Below are 16,376 nucleotides of genomic sequence, written 5' to 3'. Positions count from 1 at the left end.
GCGTAAAGGAGTTCGTTGATGAAAAGATTCATAGCATTGCACCGGCTGCTCCTGCTCGCGGCGATCGCACCATTTCTCCTGGCCATTCAACCTTGGGCGGATGCGCGGCCGCAAGATACGCGAGCCCACAAGGTTCGTCTGGCACGGCCCGAGCCGCCGCAGCCAAGGCCTGAGGTGATCTCCATGAACGCCTGGACGATCGGCCTGGCCGGAGGTCTCCTCGAGGGCGCGCCGATCCGCCTGGCGGCGGAGATCGCGCGTGTGGTCGACGATGGGGATAACCTCCATGTCCTGCCGGTGGTCACCCGCGGGGCCACTGAAAACGTGAATTCGCTGCTCTACTTGCGGGGCATCGATGCGGCAATCATCAACTCCGACGCGCTCGAGGAGTACAAGAGCCAGGTGCCGGACATCCAGCGACGAATTGCGTATGTCCTGAATCTGTTCCCGTCCGAGCTGCATATCTTCGTTCGGCCGGAGATCCGGAGCTTGAGCGATCTCGCCGGCAAGAAGGTCAATTTCAATACGCAGGGCACCGCTGCGGCCTATTCGGGGCCGCTGATCTTCAGCCGCCTCAACCTCGAGGTGGAAAAGACGTTCATTCCGCACCAGGTCGCGCTCGAGCAGATGCGCAAGGGCGAGATAGCGGCCGTTGTCTTCATTACATCGAAGCCGGTGGATGCCTTCGTGCGTGGGCGCTGGGAGCCGGGATTCAAGTTCCTGCCCCTCCCCTACGACGGCAGGTTCGAGGACTACTATCTTCCCGCTGCCCTCGGTGAAGCAGACTATCCCGGTCTGATCAAACCGGGCGAACGGGTTTCAACGATCGCGGTGCCGACCGCTCTGGTCGCGTTCAATTGGCCGGCCAACTCGAACCGCTCTGAGCGCGTCGCGCGCTTCATCGACCACCTGTTCTCCCGGATCGACAGATTGCAGGCGCCGGGTTTCGATCCGAAGTGGAAATCCATCAACCTCGCTGCGACAGTTCCGGGTCTTGCGCGCGTCCCTGCGGCGCAGGCGTGGCTGGATCGCCAGCCCCGCGCAACACAAGCATCGCAATGAAACGCGCCGCGGTCCTTCTTCTTATCGCGCTCGGCGGTACAGGCGGCAATGCGTTGGCCCAGGATCCCATGACGCAGCTCCGTTCCTGCCTTCAGAAGGACCACGCGGAGGGCTTGGCGTGTCTGAATAAATTGACGCGGACCACCGCGCCTCAGCATCGCCTGACGCCCGAAGACGACTGGATCGTCAGCCAGACGACCTCCCCCATCGACTACTCACCGATCGCGACCGCTACGACATCGTCGCGCAGCGGGACCGGCGAATCCGCGATGCAATTATCGATCCGCTGTCGCGGCGGCCGGACGGAGCTGGCACTCGCGGGCCCCGGCATCTCCCGCGGAGGCGGTAACGATGCAATTTCCTATCGCGTCAATGACAACCCGGCGGTGCAGGTTGCGGCAGCCGTCCCGGCATTCGGTCCCGGCGTCGCGTTCACCGGAGACGTTGTTCGCCTGCTGCTCTCGCTTCCGGACAGCGGGGACCTTATGGTCCTGCTCTCACCACGGGGTGGCGCTGCCCATGACGGAACCTTCTCCCTCGCCGGGCTGGACGCGGTGCGTGCGAAGATGGCCGCGGCGTGCAAATGGCCGCGCGCGATCGCGACACCAAATCATTGATGGTGTGAACATGATTTTCTTCGATGGAGGCGGATAATGATCAGATTTCAACATATCGCCAAAGCGCTCGTGATGGCAGCGATCGCCGTTCTGGTTTCCGCATCGTTTTCGGCGGCGGAGCAGGGCGGAAAATACTGGACGCCGGCGGACGGGCAACCCGTCCCGCATAAGGCGGGCCATGCGAGGCAACAGGTAGCGAAGCCGGCGACGGCGACGCGGAAACACTCCGCGTTTGCCCGCATGGAGGATGCGGCCGCAGCGAAGAAAAGAGAACATCATCTGATCCTGCAGGTGAATACCAACGACCCCGCAGCGATGAATCTCGCGCTCAACAACGCAACCAATGTGACGCAATACTACAAGGACGCTGGCGAGAAGGTGAAGATCGAGGTCGTCACGTTCGGGCCCGGCCTGCACATGCTGCGTGAAGACACCTCGCCGGTAAAGACGCGCATCGAGGAGATGGCCCTGAGCACGCCCGAGGTTTCGTTCAAGGCCTGCGGCAACACCCAGGAGAAGATGCAGAAGGCCGAGAACAAGGACATACCGATTGTTCGGCAGGCGCAAGTCGTGAAGTCGGGCGTCGTGCGCGTGATGGAATTGCAGGAGATGGGCTGGGCCTACGTCAAACCGTAAGCCGGCCATGTCAGGATCGACCCAAACCAACCCCAGGTTTCCATCGGGGTCGCGTATTCAGGTAAAGCCCACAGCTGGCCCTCGCTTGGCTGGAAAGACTGGGACGGTGATTGGCGTTGGATACTATCCGAAGAGTCTCCGTGTGGTTCTCGACGGATCGAAGGCTCCGATTACTCTTCATGCCGACTATCTGGTAGCGATTGATGCGTGAATCGGCCATCCACGGCCGGATTGATGGATGGCGTCTCCCTCTCTGGCACTCGCCGAGGGCCGATCCGGTTCACGACGGCCTCACTTCAGTGAAATCGTGATCGTGCTGAGGTTGGCCGCGAACTCCATGCCAGCCTTCGGACCTTGCAGCACGATGGTCACGCCCTTTTCGTTGCGCAGGTGGACACCATTGATGCCGCCGACCAGGGCAGCGCCGCCGCCGACCGAACTGTAAGTCCCGGCGAAGTCGCCGACCTCGCGGATGCCCGAGGCCCGGCCATCGAGCCGGCCGACGGTCGCGCCGGCCGTGATGCCAAAACTCAAGCCGGATACGTTGAACGGATAATCGCGACCACGATAGGTCAAGACGCCGTTGCCCGCGCCGCCGCCGATCAGCAGGCCCGCTTTCACGATCTTGACCCGGACCTGACCGCTCGCCTGCCCATACGACGGCGTCGCCGGAATGGCGAGCGCAAGCAGTGCGATCGCCATCAGGCAAACGGCGATCGCGCGCGGACGAGCCCGCCTGCTCTCAGGGTTTTGCGGCATCGACCTTCTTCCAGGTCTGGTCCGGATCGAACAGCGTAGTGCGCTGGGCGATAAATTCGGTGCGCTCTCCCAAATCCTTCTGATAGACGGTGCCAGCATGATTGACCAGGAAGGTCATGACGCCGGAATTGCCGTATTCGGCTGGCCAGGCGATCAGGGCGAAACCACCGATCATCTTGCCCTTGACGACGTAGTTGAGAGCGCCGCCGGGTGCATCCGATCCCTGCCCCTTCAGGATACGGAAATAGTATCCATGATATGGGCTCGGCCCCACACTTCCGGCCTTATAGCCTTCGGCCGAGGCGTCCGCCGCCAGTGCACCGAGTGGGCTCGGGTCGCTGTCGTCGCGCCAGAACAGGCCGTCTTTCTTGCCCGGGCTGCTGACGATGCGTTGCGCGTAGACGCCCACGCCCGCGCCACGATCCTTCTCGGCGTATTCATTCTGGGCGTCGACATAGGCGAGCGCGGTCTGGATCGCGTCGAGCTCGTTGCGGCCGATGCGACGATAGAGAACCTCGATCCGCCCCTCGGCCGTGTCGAATTCCCAGCCGCTCTTTGCATTGACGAGTGGAATTGGGAACGGGAAGTCGTCCGGCCCCAGCATCAGCGTGGCCTTCTTGTTGCCTTCCGCCTTGATCGAATGCTTGGCCTCATACATCGACGTGAAGCGCTGGCGTACGTCTGCATCGGCGACCTCGTCGCCGGACGAGACGATGTCGTCGGCAGCCTTGCCGAGCACCTTGAGAATATCGCCCGGACCTCTCTTGACCGCCGCGGCAAGAGCTGCCGCCGCATCCTCGGGCGTAGCAAAAGACTGCTGCGCAAGCGCGGTCGAGCTCAGCAGCACCAGCGCCATGATGCCCGGCAACGCCGCGCGATGAAGTGACTTCAGACCGATCATGGCGTGATCTCCGCGGGGATCCTCGCACCGCCGGCGAGCCAATCGCTGTAGGTGCGGAATTTCAATCCGAGCTTGCCGTAGTAGACAACCAGATAACCGTCGTTGCCGCGGGCCACCGCCTCCGGGTTCACGCGTTCGACCTCCTGCGCCATGACACCGACATAGGCCTTGTTGCTGCCGAGATAGCTGAAGCGGTAGTAGCCGAGCCCGTTGGCGAGATAGCCGAGCAAGACGACGTCGTGCTTCAACGCGATATCGGAACGCCGGCCGCCGCCTCCCCGGCCACCGCCACCGGCACCGCCTCCTCGGAAGCCGCCTCCGGCAGACATGCCGCCACCGCCACGGCCGGCGAAGCTCGCCCCACCGCCACCGCGGGGCATGCTCGCCATACTCGACCGGCCGCGGGCGGAGGCCGCTGCAGCCGCTCTGCCCGAGGAAACGTTCATGGCACCGCCGCGGTTGCCTCCACCACCGCGATTGGCAGAAGCTGCGCGATTGGCGCCACCGGCGCCGCCGCGGTCGGCGGCTTTGGCGCGGTCGCCACCACCCTTGGCTCGATCGCCTCCGCCCTTCGCACTACCCTTCGCACTACCCTTGGCGCGGTCCGCAGCGCCGGCGCGGTCGCCGCCACCGGGCCGGTCACGCGTACCCGCACGGTCGCCGGTGCGGTCACCCGCTCGATCTCCTGCACGATCGCCCGCGCGATCAGCGACACCGGCGCCCGGACGATCCTTGAGTACCTGCTGGCCGTCGCGGCCGCGAAAATCCATCCGGTCCGCGGCACCCGCCTTCAGATTGCTGTTGCCAAAACGCTGCTGAACATTGGTGTTGTTGTAACGCACGCCCTGGCGGTGCGCCGGATTGTGCTGCCAGCCGTTTGCGATGTTGGTGGTCCGGTGATTGACATAGACGTTGCGGTTGCCCCAGTTGCAGCCGCCGCCCCAGTAATTGCCCCAGCGTCCGATCGCCCAGGCGGTCCCAAACGCGAGACCCGCCGCGACCACGCCTGCGCCGATATAGGACGGATAGCCGAAGTAATAAGGCGGGTACTCCGCGTAGGGCCAGGCCCCGTAAACGGTGGCCGGCTCGTAGTACGGCACGTACATCGTTCCCGGCTCGGCCGGTTCGATGACGACCACCTGCTTGTTTTCCTGCGTCTGAACGCTGACCTTCTGCTGTTTGGTCGTAACGAGCTTCTTGTTGTCATAGGCCTTGGTGCGCAATCGCTGGATCGCATCCATCACGTCCGGCTGCTGCGCGAGCACGGCATCACCCAGGCTCTTGGTCCAATCGAGCTTGTCACTCATCATCGTCAGAACGTCCGCCGTGCTGGCGAGCGCCTTGACGCTGTCGTCCCAGGCCTGCTTCTCGACCTCGGTCTTGAGCGCATCGCCCTTCAGCGATTTGTGTTCTTTCAGCCAGCGATCGGCCTGCACGACTTCCAGCGGATAGGTTGACGCGGCCAGCACATTGGCCAGCAGTTCGTCAGGATAGAGCGCGATCGGCGCCACCAGCGCTTCGAGCTGCTCGGGCTTCAGGAGTTCGGCGCTTGGCGGAGCCTGGCTTGCAGGCTGCGCCTGAGCGGTTGGAGCCGCAGGTTTGTCGGCCGTCTGCGCCGAGGCGACGGACGGGATGGCCATCAAGAGCGCGAGCGCGATCACGGCCCTGGCACAACGAAGCATCACACCCTCCATCGGAGTCACCATTTGGAGGATCGGTCCGCGGCCCGGTCGTTCTTTGACAAAGATCAAGGGAAGAGGCGCGTCCCGGTTGCGTTAATCTCTCTGCTGCAACGCGAAAGCTTGGCGCGCGATCGGGAGCTTGATCTTGAACAGCGCCCCACCGGAGGGCGCGTTCTCGGCGGAAATCGTGCCGTGGTGCGTCTCGACGATGGTCCGGGCGATCGCCAGGCCGATGCCCATGCCCTGCGGCTTGGTGGTGAAAAACGGATTGAAAATGCTCTTGAGATCATCCATCGCGATGCCGGCGCCGGTGTCACCGATCCGGATCTCCGCCCAGGCACCGGAGACGTTCGTCGTTACACTGATTTCGCGTTTGCCGGCCTGAATTTCGGACATCGCGTCCAAGGCATTGACAACGAGGTTGAGCACAACCTGTTGGAGGTGAATCGGATCGCCCCGGACGCGAAGTCCGGCCGCCGCCGGAACGTAGTTCAACACGACGCCTCGTCCCTTGGCGACATCCGCGACGAACCCGACGACGTCCCCCACGGTATTGTTCAGGTCAATGTCTCGAACTTCAAAGGGCGTCTTTTTCAGCATGCTGCGCAGCCGTCGGATCACTTCGCTTGCCCGCTGATCGTCGCGCCTGATGTCGGCCAGGATCGCCCTGAGTTCATCGAGGTTCGGCGAGGCGCTCTTCAGCATGAGCTCCGCTGTCTCGGCGTTGGTCAGGATCGAGCCGAGCGGCTGGTTCAGCTCGTGCGCGATGGAGGTCGTCATCTCTCCAGCGGCCGCATAGCGGCTGAGATGCGCGAGCTCCGCCAGGCGCTGCCGCGACTCGACGTCCGCCAGTCTGCGCCGGCGACGTTCGTGGAGAAGCCCGCTGATCAGCCCGCACTGGACCAGGAACGCTGCTGCGATCATTGCCATTTGCCAACGATATCTTTCCCAGAGCCCCTGCTCGCGAAATAGAACCTCACTTCCCGTCGGCAAATCGCTTTCGCTGATGCCCCAACGCTGCATCTCGCGCCAGTCGTATCTCGGCGCGGCAAATCCGATCGGTTCGATCTTGATGTCGCCCGGCCTCTCGCCCGCGAAGATTCGAAGCGCCGCGCTGACAGTCATCTTGCTGGACGCGGATATCGAGTGCATCGGGCCGCCGACGGTTTCACGGCCAAAAAACGCTTCCTGATAGGAGAAGATCGGCGCGTTGGCGACGGCGTGCAGCCTGCGCAATGCCAGATCGCCTTCGTGGGCGACGCCGGCACCGTCGACCGACATCAGTTGCCAGAACAGCACCGTATGTGGCGGCAGCGTGGAGGCCCGCTTCAATATCTCTTCAAGCGACAGGTCTGCGTACCAGATTAATTCGAACCGGTTCTCGAATGGCTTGACCTCCCGTTTGAGTTCATTGAGCCAGAACCTCTCGATAGGCGATGCGCCAATGACCACGGCAATTGTCCGGGTTTCCGGCAACACCTGAAGAATGCTGCCGAAGAAGACTCCGAAGTCGTTACGCACCGGAACGACGACGTCGTTTTTGGTCAGAGCCGCCCGGTCCACCTGCCGTTCCTCGACCGCCGTCATCACCAGCGGTGTATCCGGGAAAAGCTGCTCGCGATATTTCTGAGCGAAGCGCGCTGCCGGCGCTCCGAGAGCCATCACGATGTCGGGCGGACTGGCGCGGTACAGGGAGCGCAGATAGTCGACAAACGGCTCTTCCGGTCCTGGATTGTTGAACCGGGCCGTCAGCAGCGCGTGCTCCTGGATGTCGAGTGGGAATGCGGATTGCTGCTCGAACTCGGCCTTGATGCTCCGGGCATATTCGCTCCAGGGCCGGAAATCCCGGCCAAAGGAATGGAGCAACAGGAGCCGTTTGGGTTCGTTGCGATCGGCGGCAAGCGCTACTGGCAGCACCGCCCCCCAGACCAGCAGACAGAGACTGAGCCGTGCAACGACGATCAGCCAACTCGACTTGGCCGGGGCCATGGCGATGCGCCCGCCCATGCTTTCTCCCGAAGAGTAGCCGCCCGCAGGCCACACTCTAGCGCAAATTGCGCAGGAGCCAATCGTCCCGAGCGGCTCGCCGTCAGCAGCGCGTGGTGACCCGGCCGTAGGCATCCACGACCTGCACGCAGGACGCCCCATAATAGGCCCCCGCCGCGCCGGCCGCTACGCCAACACCTACCGCCCGGCGGGTCGTTCTGCGGGCGACCCCGGCATAGATTTTTCGTGACGAGATCATTTCCTGGCTCCTGATGATGTTCCGGGAGGAAGTTCGACGAATTCGGCCATGGCGGCGGAATCGAGCTCGATCTTGGCGGCTCCGGCGGGGGGCTTGAACGCGAAGGTGTCGGCATCCGCAAAAGCGTCGGTCTTCCAGTCCCTGATCCGCAGCGTATATTGCGGCGCACGCGGCGAACCCGTCCGCTCAATTCAAGCGCATCAATGCCCGCTCAGGACGAGCGTCTTGATCGGCAACAGCAGTGCCTGGATACGTAGCAGCAACGCGTGCACGAGGCCGACGCCATCGACCACATGCAACGCGATCTTGCGGAAGGTGCCCGTGTCCTTTGCGGTGATCTCTTCGTGATTACTGGTATAGGCGTTCACGATGCAGCTGCTGCCCGCCGTCACGCCGTCGAGGCCGTCCTTGTAGAGCGGTTCAAGAAAGACCAGGATGGTACCGGGGCGCGCGATGTTTTGCGGATCGATCAACTGCTCGCCGGAGCGGAACTGGCCGGCGGCGATGTAGTCCTGCACCGTCGTGATCACCATCGGGATGATAACCCAGGGCTTTGACATACAGGTCGCCTCCGCCAGCATCCCTTCCTTCATCACCTGCGCCTCGATCTGGCCGAAGCCCGCCTGCAGGGACTTCCGGCCGGCGCCTTCCGGGATCAGCACGCCGGCCGGACGCATCAACTGGTTGACGACATCGCCGGTGCGAACCAGGAACTGCTCGACGCGTCCGTCGACGCCGGCGCGAACCAGTGTCTTGTCGAGATCGACCTGGGCCTGAGCCAGCGCCGCCTCGGCGCTCGCCTTCTGTGCGGGAATGAGCGTCGATACCTGCAAGGTCGCCGATTGCTTCGCAGCAGTGGCCGCGTCAACGCCGGCCTGGCGCTGATCGACCAGCACCTGGAGCTTCTCGATGTCGCGCTGCGGTACGATACCAGGATTGCGGCGCTGCAGCTCGGACTTGGTGTCGAGTTCGTCCTTGGCCTGCTGATGATTGGCTTTGGCTTCCTGAAGCTGCGCTTCGGCCCTGACCACGTCGGACTCCGCCGCCGTCAACGACGCATCGACCTCGGCGACCTTGCGTGTGGCCGTCTCGACCGCAGCCTTCTGCCTGGAACTATCCAGCGTGAACAGCACGTCGCCCTGCTTCACCGGTGCGCTGAATCCGACCTTTACCTCGGCCACCCGCCCTGACCCTTCGGGGAGGATGGGCACGGTGCGGAAATAGAGCGCGGCCGAAGTGGTGGAGGGATGGAAATAGAAGATCATCGTGATCAGCGAGACCGTCAGCATCAGGCAGCCGGTAATGCCCCATCTGAGCTCGTACCAGATCGAGAAGAAGGTGATCTCCTTGCCGAAACGCTTGCCTTGGGCATAGCGGCGGTAGAGGTAGTCGGGCAAAATCGTGAGGAGCGAGCAGAACATGAGCTCAAACATGGCTGCGCTCCTTCTCCTTCGCAGGCCCCGATTGTGCCGGCGGCGATAGACCAGCCTCGCGATCCGATGAGGAATCCGCGAGCGCGTCCCCGGCTTCGACCGGCGTCGCATCGGCGATCTTTTCAACGGACCCCGCAATGCTGCGCAGCGGCGTGCCAAAATCGGGAAGATCGATGAGCGCAAGCAACAGGCCCGCGACCCAGAAGACGTGCATATGGGTAAAGAGCGAAATCAGGCCGAGTACGGCGACGAATTCGAATTGCAGCTTCTGCGACTTGTGCGCCATCCGCTCGGGCAGGCTGTGCAGTTTCCAATAGAGCGTGCCAACCCAAAACACGGTGCCGATCAGAAAGATGCCCATCACGACCATCAGCGTATCCACCCCGCTTCCCGGGGCGAGATAGAACGGCAGATGATGAGGGGCCATCGGATGAAGCTGCTCGCTCAACGGTCTCTCTCCCTCGGCCACGTGTTCACGTCAATGCGGCGAATACAGTGTCGGTACCGGGTCTTACAATTGCTTGATCTGAATCAACGGACCTGGAGCGGCCCTACCTAGCCTCGCCCGAAAGCTGACGCACAACAGCCCAACAGGAGCCGCCTGCCATGCCCGGCATCGATGACCTCATCCCCAGTGCCACGCAGATCCGCAAGGAAGCAGCCCTCAAGGAGGCCGAGAAGGCCGACGAATATGCGCGGCTTGCCGCCGCCGCCGAAGCCGAGAAACGCGCCCTGATTGAACGCCTCACCAAGCCCTCTGGCAAGACCGAGGACGAGAAGGTCAAGCTTGCCTCGACGATCATCCAGCGTGCGGTGCGAAACGGATTGACCGAGGTTCAGGTCTACCGCTTCCCCAACACGCTGTGCACCGACAAGGGCCGCGCCATCAACCAGATGGAAAAGGGTTGGGAGAGCACCCTGACCGGGATTCCGAAGGAAATCTTCCAGCTCTGGACCGATTATCTGAAGCCGCGCGGTTATCGCATCGCCTACCAGGTCGTCGATTTTCCGGGCGGCGTCCCGGGCGACATCGGCATTACGATTTCCTGGGGTGATTAGGCGCTCTACCCCATGAGACCTGACACGGCGAAAGGGTGAGCATGGCCAACGACAAGCCTGCCGAGCGGATGAAACGCAAGGACTACGAGAAGGAACTGGAGAAGCTCCAGGTCGGGCTGTGTCAGCTCCAGGACTATGTTCGGGCGAACAAACTGCGGGTCATCGTGCTCTTTGAAGGCCGGGACGCCGCCGGCAAGGGCGGCACGATCAAGGCGATCACGGAGAAGGTCAGCCCGCGCGTGTTTCGCGTCGTGGCATTGCCGGCACCGTCCGACCGCGAGAAGACCCAGCTCTTCTTCCAGCGCTACATGCAGCAGTTTCCCGCCGGCGGCGAGATCGTGATCTTCGACCGCAGCTGGTACAACCGCGCCGGCGTCGAATATGTGATGGGCTTCTGCACCCCCGCCGAGCACGATCGCTTCCTCTCTCTCTGCCCGCAAATGGAAAAATACGTCGTCGACGGCGGCATCGTCCTGATCAAGATCTGGCTCGAGGTCGGGATGGACGAGCAGGAGCGCCGCTTCAAGGCGCGCATTGACGACCCCGTGCGGCAATGGAAGCTCAGTCCGATGGACCTGGAATCCTACCGGCGCTGGTACGACTATTCGCGGGCGCGCGACCTCATGCTCAGGAAGACGAGCACGAAACACGCGCCCTGGTACATCATCCGCTCCGACGACAAGCGCCGCGCGCGGCTAAATTGCATCGCGCATCTCCTGAAGGCGATCCCGCACAAGCGCATCAAGAAGGACAGGATCAGGCTGCCGAAGCGGTCCGATAAAGGGCGCTACAATGACCAGGTCAGCCTGAAGGAGATGAATTTCGTCGCCGAACGATATTGATGAGGATCGGGCCGCGCGATGACGCGGCCCGATCGCTTCGCGTCTATTTCAAACGTATGGTCACGCCACCCACGGCAGCCGACACTTCGGCGCCCACCTTGGGACCGCTGAGCTGCAGGATCACGCCGTTGGCGTTCTGCAGTTGAACGGCTCCCGCACCCGCGGCAATGGCGCCGCCTGCTCCGCCCACCGCGTAGGAGCCTTCGATGGATGCCGGTCCCCTCAAATTGAGGGCGCGGCCAACCAGCTTGGTGGTCGAGGCGCCGATCGTGAAGCCGACGCTCATGCCGGATACGGTAAAGGGATATTTCTTGCCCCGAAGGAGCAGAACACCTTCGCCACCGCCGACGCCGACGATGAAGCCGCCCTTGGTGAAGACGACCGCCACCTGCCCGGTCTCGGCACGCGACGGCGTGCTGAAGCCGACAGCGGCGGCGGACGTGGCAATCAAGACGGCGGCAATGGCAAATTTCCTCATGACGTTCTTTCCCCTTGGTTGTTGCGCGGGCCTATTGAGCCAGGATCATCGCGAAGTACCCGAATACCGTGAGCAGGATGCCCGAGACGGCGTAACCGACCGGAAAGCCGATCCAGGGCACTGAGCTCTGGATCTCGACCGCGGCCTCGCGACACGGCCCCGAATGCGAACGAGCACCGGCGACGCCGCCCATCAGCACGGCCGGGTTGATCTTGAAAACATGGAAGCCGATCGCCCAGACGATAAAAGGCGGGATCGTGCAGGCGATAAACCCGACGATGAAGATCTTCAGCGCCACCGCCCCCGTAAGCTGGGCCAGCAAGCCCGCGCCTGCATTGATGCCGACAATGGCGACGAAGACGACGAGGCCGAGGTCCTCGAGTACGTTCCGCGCTGCATTCGGCGTGTTGCCGAAGAAGCGCAACCGGGAGACCAAGGACGAGACGATCACGCCTGACAGCAGGAGGCCGCCGGCATTGCCGAGGCCGACCTTGGCGCCGAAGGCCGGAAACTCGATCATGCCGATCAGGAAGCCGATGATCATGCCGACGGCGAGCGTCAGGAGATCGGTCGAGGTGTTGGTCCGCGCAATGCGCCCCCACATCTCGCCGAGTTCGTTGACGGCGGACTTCAGGCCGACCACCGAGACGATATCCATCCGCTGGAGCTCGGTCTTCAGACCGGCCGGGATTGCAACGCCGCCGCGCTCGACCTTGGTAACCTGCAACTGCCCTGCGATCGCCGTGCCGCGAAAGGATTCGAAGGTCCGTCCGACCATGTTCTTGTTGGTGATGAGAATGTCCGCCTGATCCATCGGAATGTTCAGCGCCTTGGCATCCACAACCTCCGGCCCGATCAAGCCCATCTTGTCGGTCAGATGCTCGGTCGAGCCACCGAGCGCGACGACGTCACCCTTTTTCAGCACGAGGTCGGGATCGGCTCCCAACAATTCACCGCCACGCACCACGTTGACGATGCGGTATTCGGGATTGACCGTGCGGAATTTGGCGATGCTCGTGCCGACCTGCGCCGGGTTTTCGAGCCGGTAGGCGCGCAGTCCGAACTGCCGATAGCCAGTGAGGCCTCCGCCCTCGAGATCCTTGACGCCGAAATCCTCCTCGTACTTCTTGGCCGCGGCCTTGGCGTCGACACCCCACCAGCGCGGCAGATATTTGCAGATCAGGATGATGCCGACGGTGCCCCAGATATAGGTGATGCCATAGGACAGTGCGATCATGCCGGACGCCTCTTCGGGCTTCATGCCTTCAGGCAGCTTGACCACACCGGAGGTGATCGCCTGTTCGGCCGAACCGATCGCGGCCGACATGGTCTGAGAACCCGCCAGCATGCCGCCGGCCGCGCCGGTCGGCAGTGCGAATAATTTCGCTCCGAGCACGACAAGCGTCAGTCCGATCACGCTCGACACCAGCGCCAGAATGCAGAATTTGAGCCCATCACCCTTCAGACTGTTGATGAAGGACGGTCCCACCCGCAGGCCGACACCATACATGAAGAGATAGTAGAAAAGGCTCTTGGCAAAATTGTTCAACTCGAGCTTGACGCCGTAAGTCGAGGCCCAGACCGACAGTCCCGCACCGACCACGATGGCGCCGGCGACCATGCCGAGGCCATAGCCCTTGATGCTGGCTCGTCCGATCCAGACGGCGAGCCCGACGACGAAGAACAGCAGCAGATACGGATTCTGCTGCAGGAAGGTGAAAAAGCCCTGCATGTTCGTCCCCTGTCTATGAGGCGGCCTTCAACTTCGGCTGCGCGCCGGGCTTGGGCCGGCCGATCTTCGCCAAGGCCTCGGCCCGCACGAGCTTCAGGCCTTCCTTGGCGTCGTAGCCATGGATCTCCTTCACATCGAGCTTGCGCATGAAGTCGATGGTTTCCTGGGTGATGACCTGGCCCGGCACCATGATCGGGAAGCCCGGAGGATAAGGAATCACGAAACTGGCGGAGACGAGGTCGGGACCGGCCTTCAGGCGCCGGTCGATCTCGGGATCGGCGAGCCGGATGTACTCGCATCCTGCCGCGTCATAGGCCGCGTAGAAACCACTGCGGATGTCACCTTCGTTGGTCTTGGCGCCGGCATCGCCGCGGAAACTCTGGTGGAAATGCGAGAAGTTCGGCAAGTCGGGCACGTCGGTCATCAGGCTCTTCACCCGCGCCTCGAAGGTCTTCTTCGCATTGGCTCCGCCCTGGGTCAGGCCGCGGTCGACCTCGCCGGCGATCTCCGCCAGCACCCTGACAAGATGTGCCACGTCGCTGCGCGTGTTGTTGATGTTGGACTGGAGCAGCACCGAGTTGCGCGAGGTCTTGTTGACCTGGATGTTGTAGTCGTTCGCGAGGATGCCCTTGAACTGCGTGCCGTCGAAGCCGGCGGTGCCACACACCAGCGTCATGCGGGTCGGATCGAGGCAGAACTCGTCGTCGTCCAGGCTCTTCAGGGCGCTCGCCCAGTTCGTGCCGGCCGCCAGATAATCGGTGAACCCGCTTTGGCGATATTGCGCCGGCACCATGGCGTCGGCACCGAGGATACGGAAATATTTCGAGATCAGCGGGTTGTTGTTGACGGCCTGGCGGATGGCGAGCGCGATCTCCATCGCATTGGCCACCAAGCCATAGCCCTCGAGCTCCATCTGGCGTCGCGAGACGTCCAGGCTCGCGATGAGCTGCTGGTTGGGACTGGTGGACGCGTGGGTGAAGACGGCTTCCTTGAACTGCTGCTCGACCGTGTGGAATTCGACGTCCTTGACGGACAGCATCGAGCCCTGCCGGATCGCGGACATCGACTTGTGGGTCGAGTTGGTCTGGTACACACGCAACCGTATCTGGCGCGGATCGGGAATCAGCCGGGTCTTGAGCAGCACCTCGTCAGAGGGATTCTTGCCGAGCTCGGCCTGCTGCTTCTCGTAGGCCGCCACCGATTTCGGGTCGTGCATCCAGGCTTCGATCTCGTTGGCGGCGCCCATCGCGGTGCGCCGTCGCAGGAACGGCGAAAAGCGTGCAAAGCCGAACCAGGCTTCATCCCAGAGAAAGATCAGGTCGGGCTTGATGGCGAGGCATTCCTCCATCACCCGGCGGGTGTTGTAGATGTGGCCGTCGAAGGTGCAGTTGGTCAGATCCAGCAGCTTGACGCGGTCGAGCCGGCCATCGGCCTTGGCGCTCAACAAAGCCTGCTTGATGGTCTTCAGCGGCACGGCGCCGTACATCGAATATTCCGTCATCGGGAAGGCTTCGACATAGAGCGGCTGCGCACCGGCCAGCACCATTCCGTAATGATGCGACTTGTGACAATTGCGGTCGACGATCGCGATGTCGCCCGGCGCGAGCAGCGCCTGCACTGCCATCTTGTTCGAGGTCGAGGTGCCGTTGGTCACGAAGAAGACGCGATCGGCGCCAAGCGCGCGCGCCGCCTTGTCCTGCGCCTTCTTGATGTTGCCGGTCGGCTCCAGCAGGCTGTCCAGGCCGCCGGTGGTTGCGCTGCTTTCGGCCAGGAACAGGTTCAGGCCGTAGAACTCGCCCATGTCGCGGATCCAGTCCGACTTGAAGACTGATTTGCCGCGCGCGATCGGCAGCGCATGGAACGTTCCGATCGGACGCTGCGCATATTTCTTGAGATTGTCGAAGAACGGCGTGTCGTAGCGATCCTGCACGCCTTCAAGGATCGAGAGATGCAGCTCGAGCAGTTCCTCCACCGAATAGAAGATACGGCGGACGACATCGGCCTCGGGATTTCCAGCCATCTCCTCCACGTTGCGATTGGACATCAGGTAGAGGTCGAGCTCGGGGCGAACGTGCTTGATGATATGGGCGAGCCGCAACGCCGAAGCGTCGGACTCGTCCTTCAATCCCGCCGACGAAGTCAGGGGGCGGAGCACGGGCGCGTCGTGACGTGAGCGCAGCGCGAAGCCTTCGTTGATGACGACGGCTGCGAGGTTGGGGTTCAGGATTACGGCGCAGAAGGCGTCTTCGAGACTGCCGACGATAACCGGCTCATAGACAAATTGATCGACCGGACGCCGCAGCTTGCGCCATTCGCTGGCGAGCGCGGGCCAACTGCCGGACGTGAGGCCGGTGACGATCAACGTCTCGAAATAGGGACGGCGCGCCGCGTGCGGACCGAACATCTGCGGCACCAGATCGGGCGCCTCGCCATTGCTTTCGTCATTCGTATTCCAGTCGCCGGCATGCTGACGGAAAGATCTCGTCGTCAGGGCCTGCGTCAGCCGCGTCGCGAGCGCGAGCGAATTTGCCGCATCGCCCGTCGCGGCGGCCTCCCGCAAGGCTGCCATCAGTTGCAGGCCCGGATAGCCGTGGAATTCCTCCGTCACGGAGAGATCGGCCAGCGCAGCATCATACTTCGCACGATCTCCGCCGCGAAACCATGCTTTGGCCGCCTCGACCAGATCACGCCAATTGTCCGCCCGTCCGCCGGGCCCGGAGAAGAACTGATCGATGCGCTGCTGCGCAGGCGTGGCGTCCTTGGGCATGTCTCTCCCGTCCTTGGCGGCTCTTGAGGCGAAGGTGATGATGGATCGTGGGTATGGCGCGAGGGGGCTCCATTGATCCAAGTCAACGGTCCGCATGAAATCAGCCGGCCTGCGAGCGGCCTGCACGCTTCGCGATGCAACACGGAGGCGCGCGACTGAACAA

At 62.8% G+C, this 16,376-nt stretch carries 16 protein-coding genes; 5 read left to right on the top strand and 11 right to left on the bottom strand.

What is annotated here, in order from left to right; all coding sequences use genetic code 11:
* Positions 1-18 precede the first annotated feature (18 nt).
* From BM118_RS12560 to BM118_RS12550, 3 genes are read left to right on the top strand one after another with little or no spacing between them, the layout of a single operon-like run.
* Positions 19-1,062 carry a TAXI family TRAP transporter solute-binding subunit gene (locus tag BM118_RS12560; RefSeq protein ID WP_092185620.1) on the top strand — a complete coding sequence of 348 codons (1,044 nt, stop codon included), beginning with the start codon at positions 19-21 and terminating at the stop codon, positions 1,060-1,062.
* On the top strand, positions 1,059-1,679 hold the full coding sequence (locus BM118_RS12555; protein ID WP_177234237.1) for a hypothetical protein: 621 nt from the start codon (positions 1,059-1,061) through the stop codon (positions 1,677-1,679). Before BM118_RS12560 ends, BM118_RS12555 begins: the two co-directional genes overlap by 4 nt.
* Before the next feature lie 36 nt (positions 1,680-1,715).
* The gene (locus tag BM118_RS12550; protein ID WP_092185616.1) at positions 1,716-2,315 is read left to right on the top strand and encodes a DsrE family protein; all 600 of its coding nucleotides are present in this window, start codon (positions 1,716-1,718) and stop codon (positions 2,313-2,315) included.
* Between the two features lie 291 nt (positions 2,316-2,606).
* Here the strand turns inward: BM118_RS12550 and BM118_RS12540 are convergent, their stop codons facing one another.
* The 8 genes from BM118_RS12540 to BM118_RS12510 all read right to left on the bottom strand — a co-directional run bounded on the left by BM118_RS12540 (position 2,607) and on the right by BM118_RS12510 (position 9,762).
* A complete protein-coding gene (locus tag BM118_RS12540; protein ID WP_092185612.1) occupies positions 2,607-3,074 on the bottom strand; it encodes a hypothetical protein in 468 nt (155 codons plus the stop codon).
* The gene (locus BM118_RS12535) at positions 3,058-3,975 is read right to left on the bottom strand and encodes a DUF2950 domain-containing protein (RefSeq protein WP_092185610.1); all 918 of its coding nucleotides are present in this window, start codon (positions 3,973-3,975) and stop codon (positions 3,058-3,060) included. Before BM118_RS12535 ends, BM118_RS12540 begins: the two co-directional genes overlap by 17 nt.
* Positions 3,972-5,657 carry a DUF3300 domain-containing protein gene (locus BM118_RS12530; RefSeq protein WP_177234236.1) on the bottom strand — a complete coding sequence of 562 codons (1,686 nt, stop codon included), beginning with the start codon at positions 5,655-5,657 and terminating at the stop codon, positions 3,972-3,974. The genes BM118_RS12535 and BM118_RS12530 overlap by 4 nt, the downstream gene beginning before the upstream one ends.
* A gap of 93 nt (positions 5,658-5,750) precedes the next feature.
* The gene (locus BM118_RS12525; protein WP_177234235.1) at positions 5,751-7,664 is read right to left on the bottom strand and encodes a sensor histidine kinase; all 1,914 of its coding nucleotides are present in this window, start codon (positions 7,662-7,664) and stop codon (positions 5,751-5,753) included.
* A gap of 82 nt (positions 7,665-7,746) precedes the next feature.
* Positions 7,747-7,902 (bottom strand): hypothetical protein, encoded by a 156-nt coding sequence (locus tag BM118_RS41400; RefSeq protein ID WP_177234234.1) that lies wholly within the window; start codon positions 7,900-7,902, stop codon positions 7,747-7,749.
* On the bottom strand, positions 7,899-8,093 hold the full coding sequence (locus BM118_RS12520) for a DUF2092 domain-containing protein (RefSeq protein WP_092186157.1): 195 nt from the start codon (positions 8,091-8,093) through the stop codon (positions 7,899-7,901). Before BM118_RS12520 ends, BM118_RS41400 begins: the two co-directional genes overlap by 4 nt.
* A gap of 9 nt (positions 8,094-8,102) precedes the next feature.
* A complete protein-coding gene (locus BM118_RS12515) occupies positions 8,103-9,335 on the bottom strand; it encodes an HlyD family secretion protein (protein WP_092185606.1) in 1,233 nt (410 codons plus the stop codon).
* Positions 9,328-9,762, bottom strand: coding sequence for a hypothetical protein (locus BM118_RS12510; protein WP_092186156.1), 435 nt, complete (start codon positions 9,760-9,762; stop codon positions 9,328-9,330). The genes BM118_RS12515 and BM118_RS12510 overlap by 8 nt, the downstream gene beginning before the upstream one ends.
* A gap of 179 nt (positions 9,763-9,941) precedes the next feature.
* On the opposite strand from BM118_RS12510, the gene BM118_RS12505 reads away from it, so the two are divergent.
* Both BM118_RS12505 and ppk2 read left to right on the top strand, forming a co-directional pair.
* Positions 9,942-10,394 (top strand): hypothetical protein, encoded by a 453-nt coding sequence (locus BM118_RS12505; protein WP_092185604.1) that lies wholly within the window; start codon positions 9,942-9,944, stop codon positions 10,392-10,394.
* A 41-nt stretch (positions 10,395-10,435) separates the two neighbouring features.
* Positions 10,436-11,236, top strand: a complete 801-nt coding sequence (ppk2, locus tag BM118_RS12500; protein ID WP_092185602.1) for a polyphosphate kinase 2 — start codon at positions 10,436-10,438, stop codon at positions 11,234-11,236.
* 43 nt (positions 11,237-11,279) lie between these two features.
* Here the strand turns inward: ppk2 and BM118_RS12495 are convergent, their stop codons facing one another.
* From BM118_RS12495 to BM118_RS12485, 3 genes are read right to left on the bottom strand one after another with little or no spacing between them, the layout of a single operon-like run.
* Positions 11,280-11,714 (bottom strand): hypothetical protein, encoded by a 435-nt coding sequence (locus tag BM118_RS12495; RefSeq protein WP_092185600.1) that lies wholly within the window; start codon positions 11,712-11,714, stop codon positions 11,280-11,282.
* A 31-nt stretch (positions 11,715-11,745) separates the two neighbouring features.
* Positions 11,746-13,446, bottom strand: coding sequence for an aspartate:alanine exchanger family transporter (locus BM118_RS12490; protein ID WP_092185598.1), 1,701 nt, complete (start codon positions 13,444-13,446; stop codon positions 11,746-11,748).
* A gap of 13 nt (positions 13,447-13,459) precedes the next feature.
* Entirely contained in the window at positions 13,460-16,213 is a 2,754-nt protein-coding gene (locus BM118_RS12485) for a decarboxylase (RefSeq protein WP_092185596.1), read from the bottom strand.
* Positions 16,214-16,376 lie beyond the last annotated feature (163 nt).

Origin of the sequence: Bradyrhizobium sp. cf659, assembly GCF_900113725.1 — a bacterium.
Lineage (GTDB): Bacteria > Pseudomonadota > Alphaproteobacteria > Rhizobiales > Xanthobacteraceae > Bradyrhizobium.
Note: the sequence above shows the minus strand (reverse complement) of the source record. Positions and strands in the feature narration are given on the sequence as shown.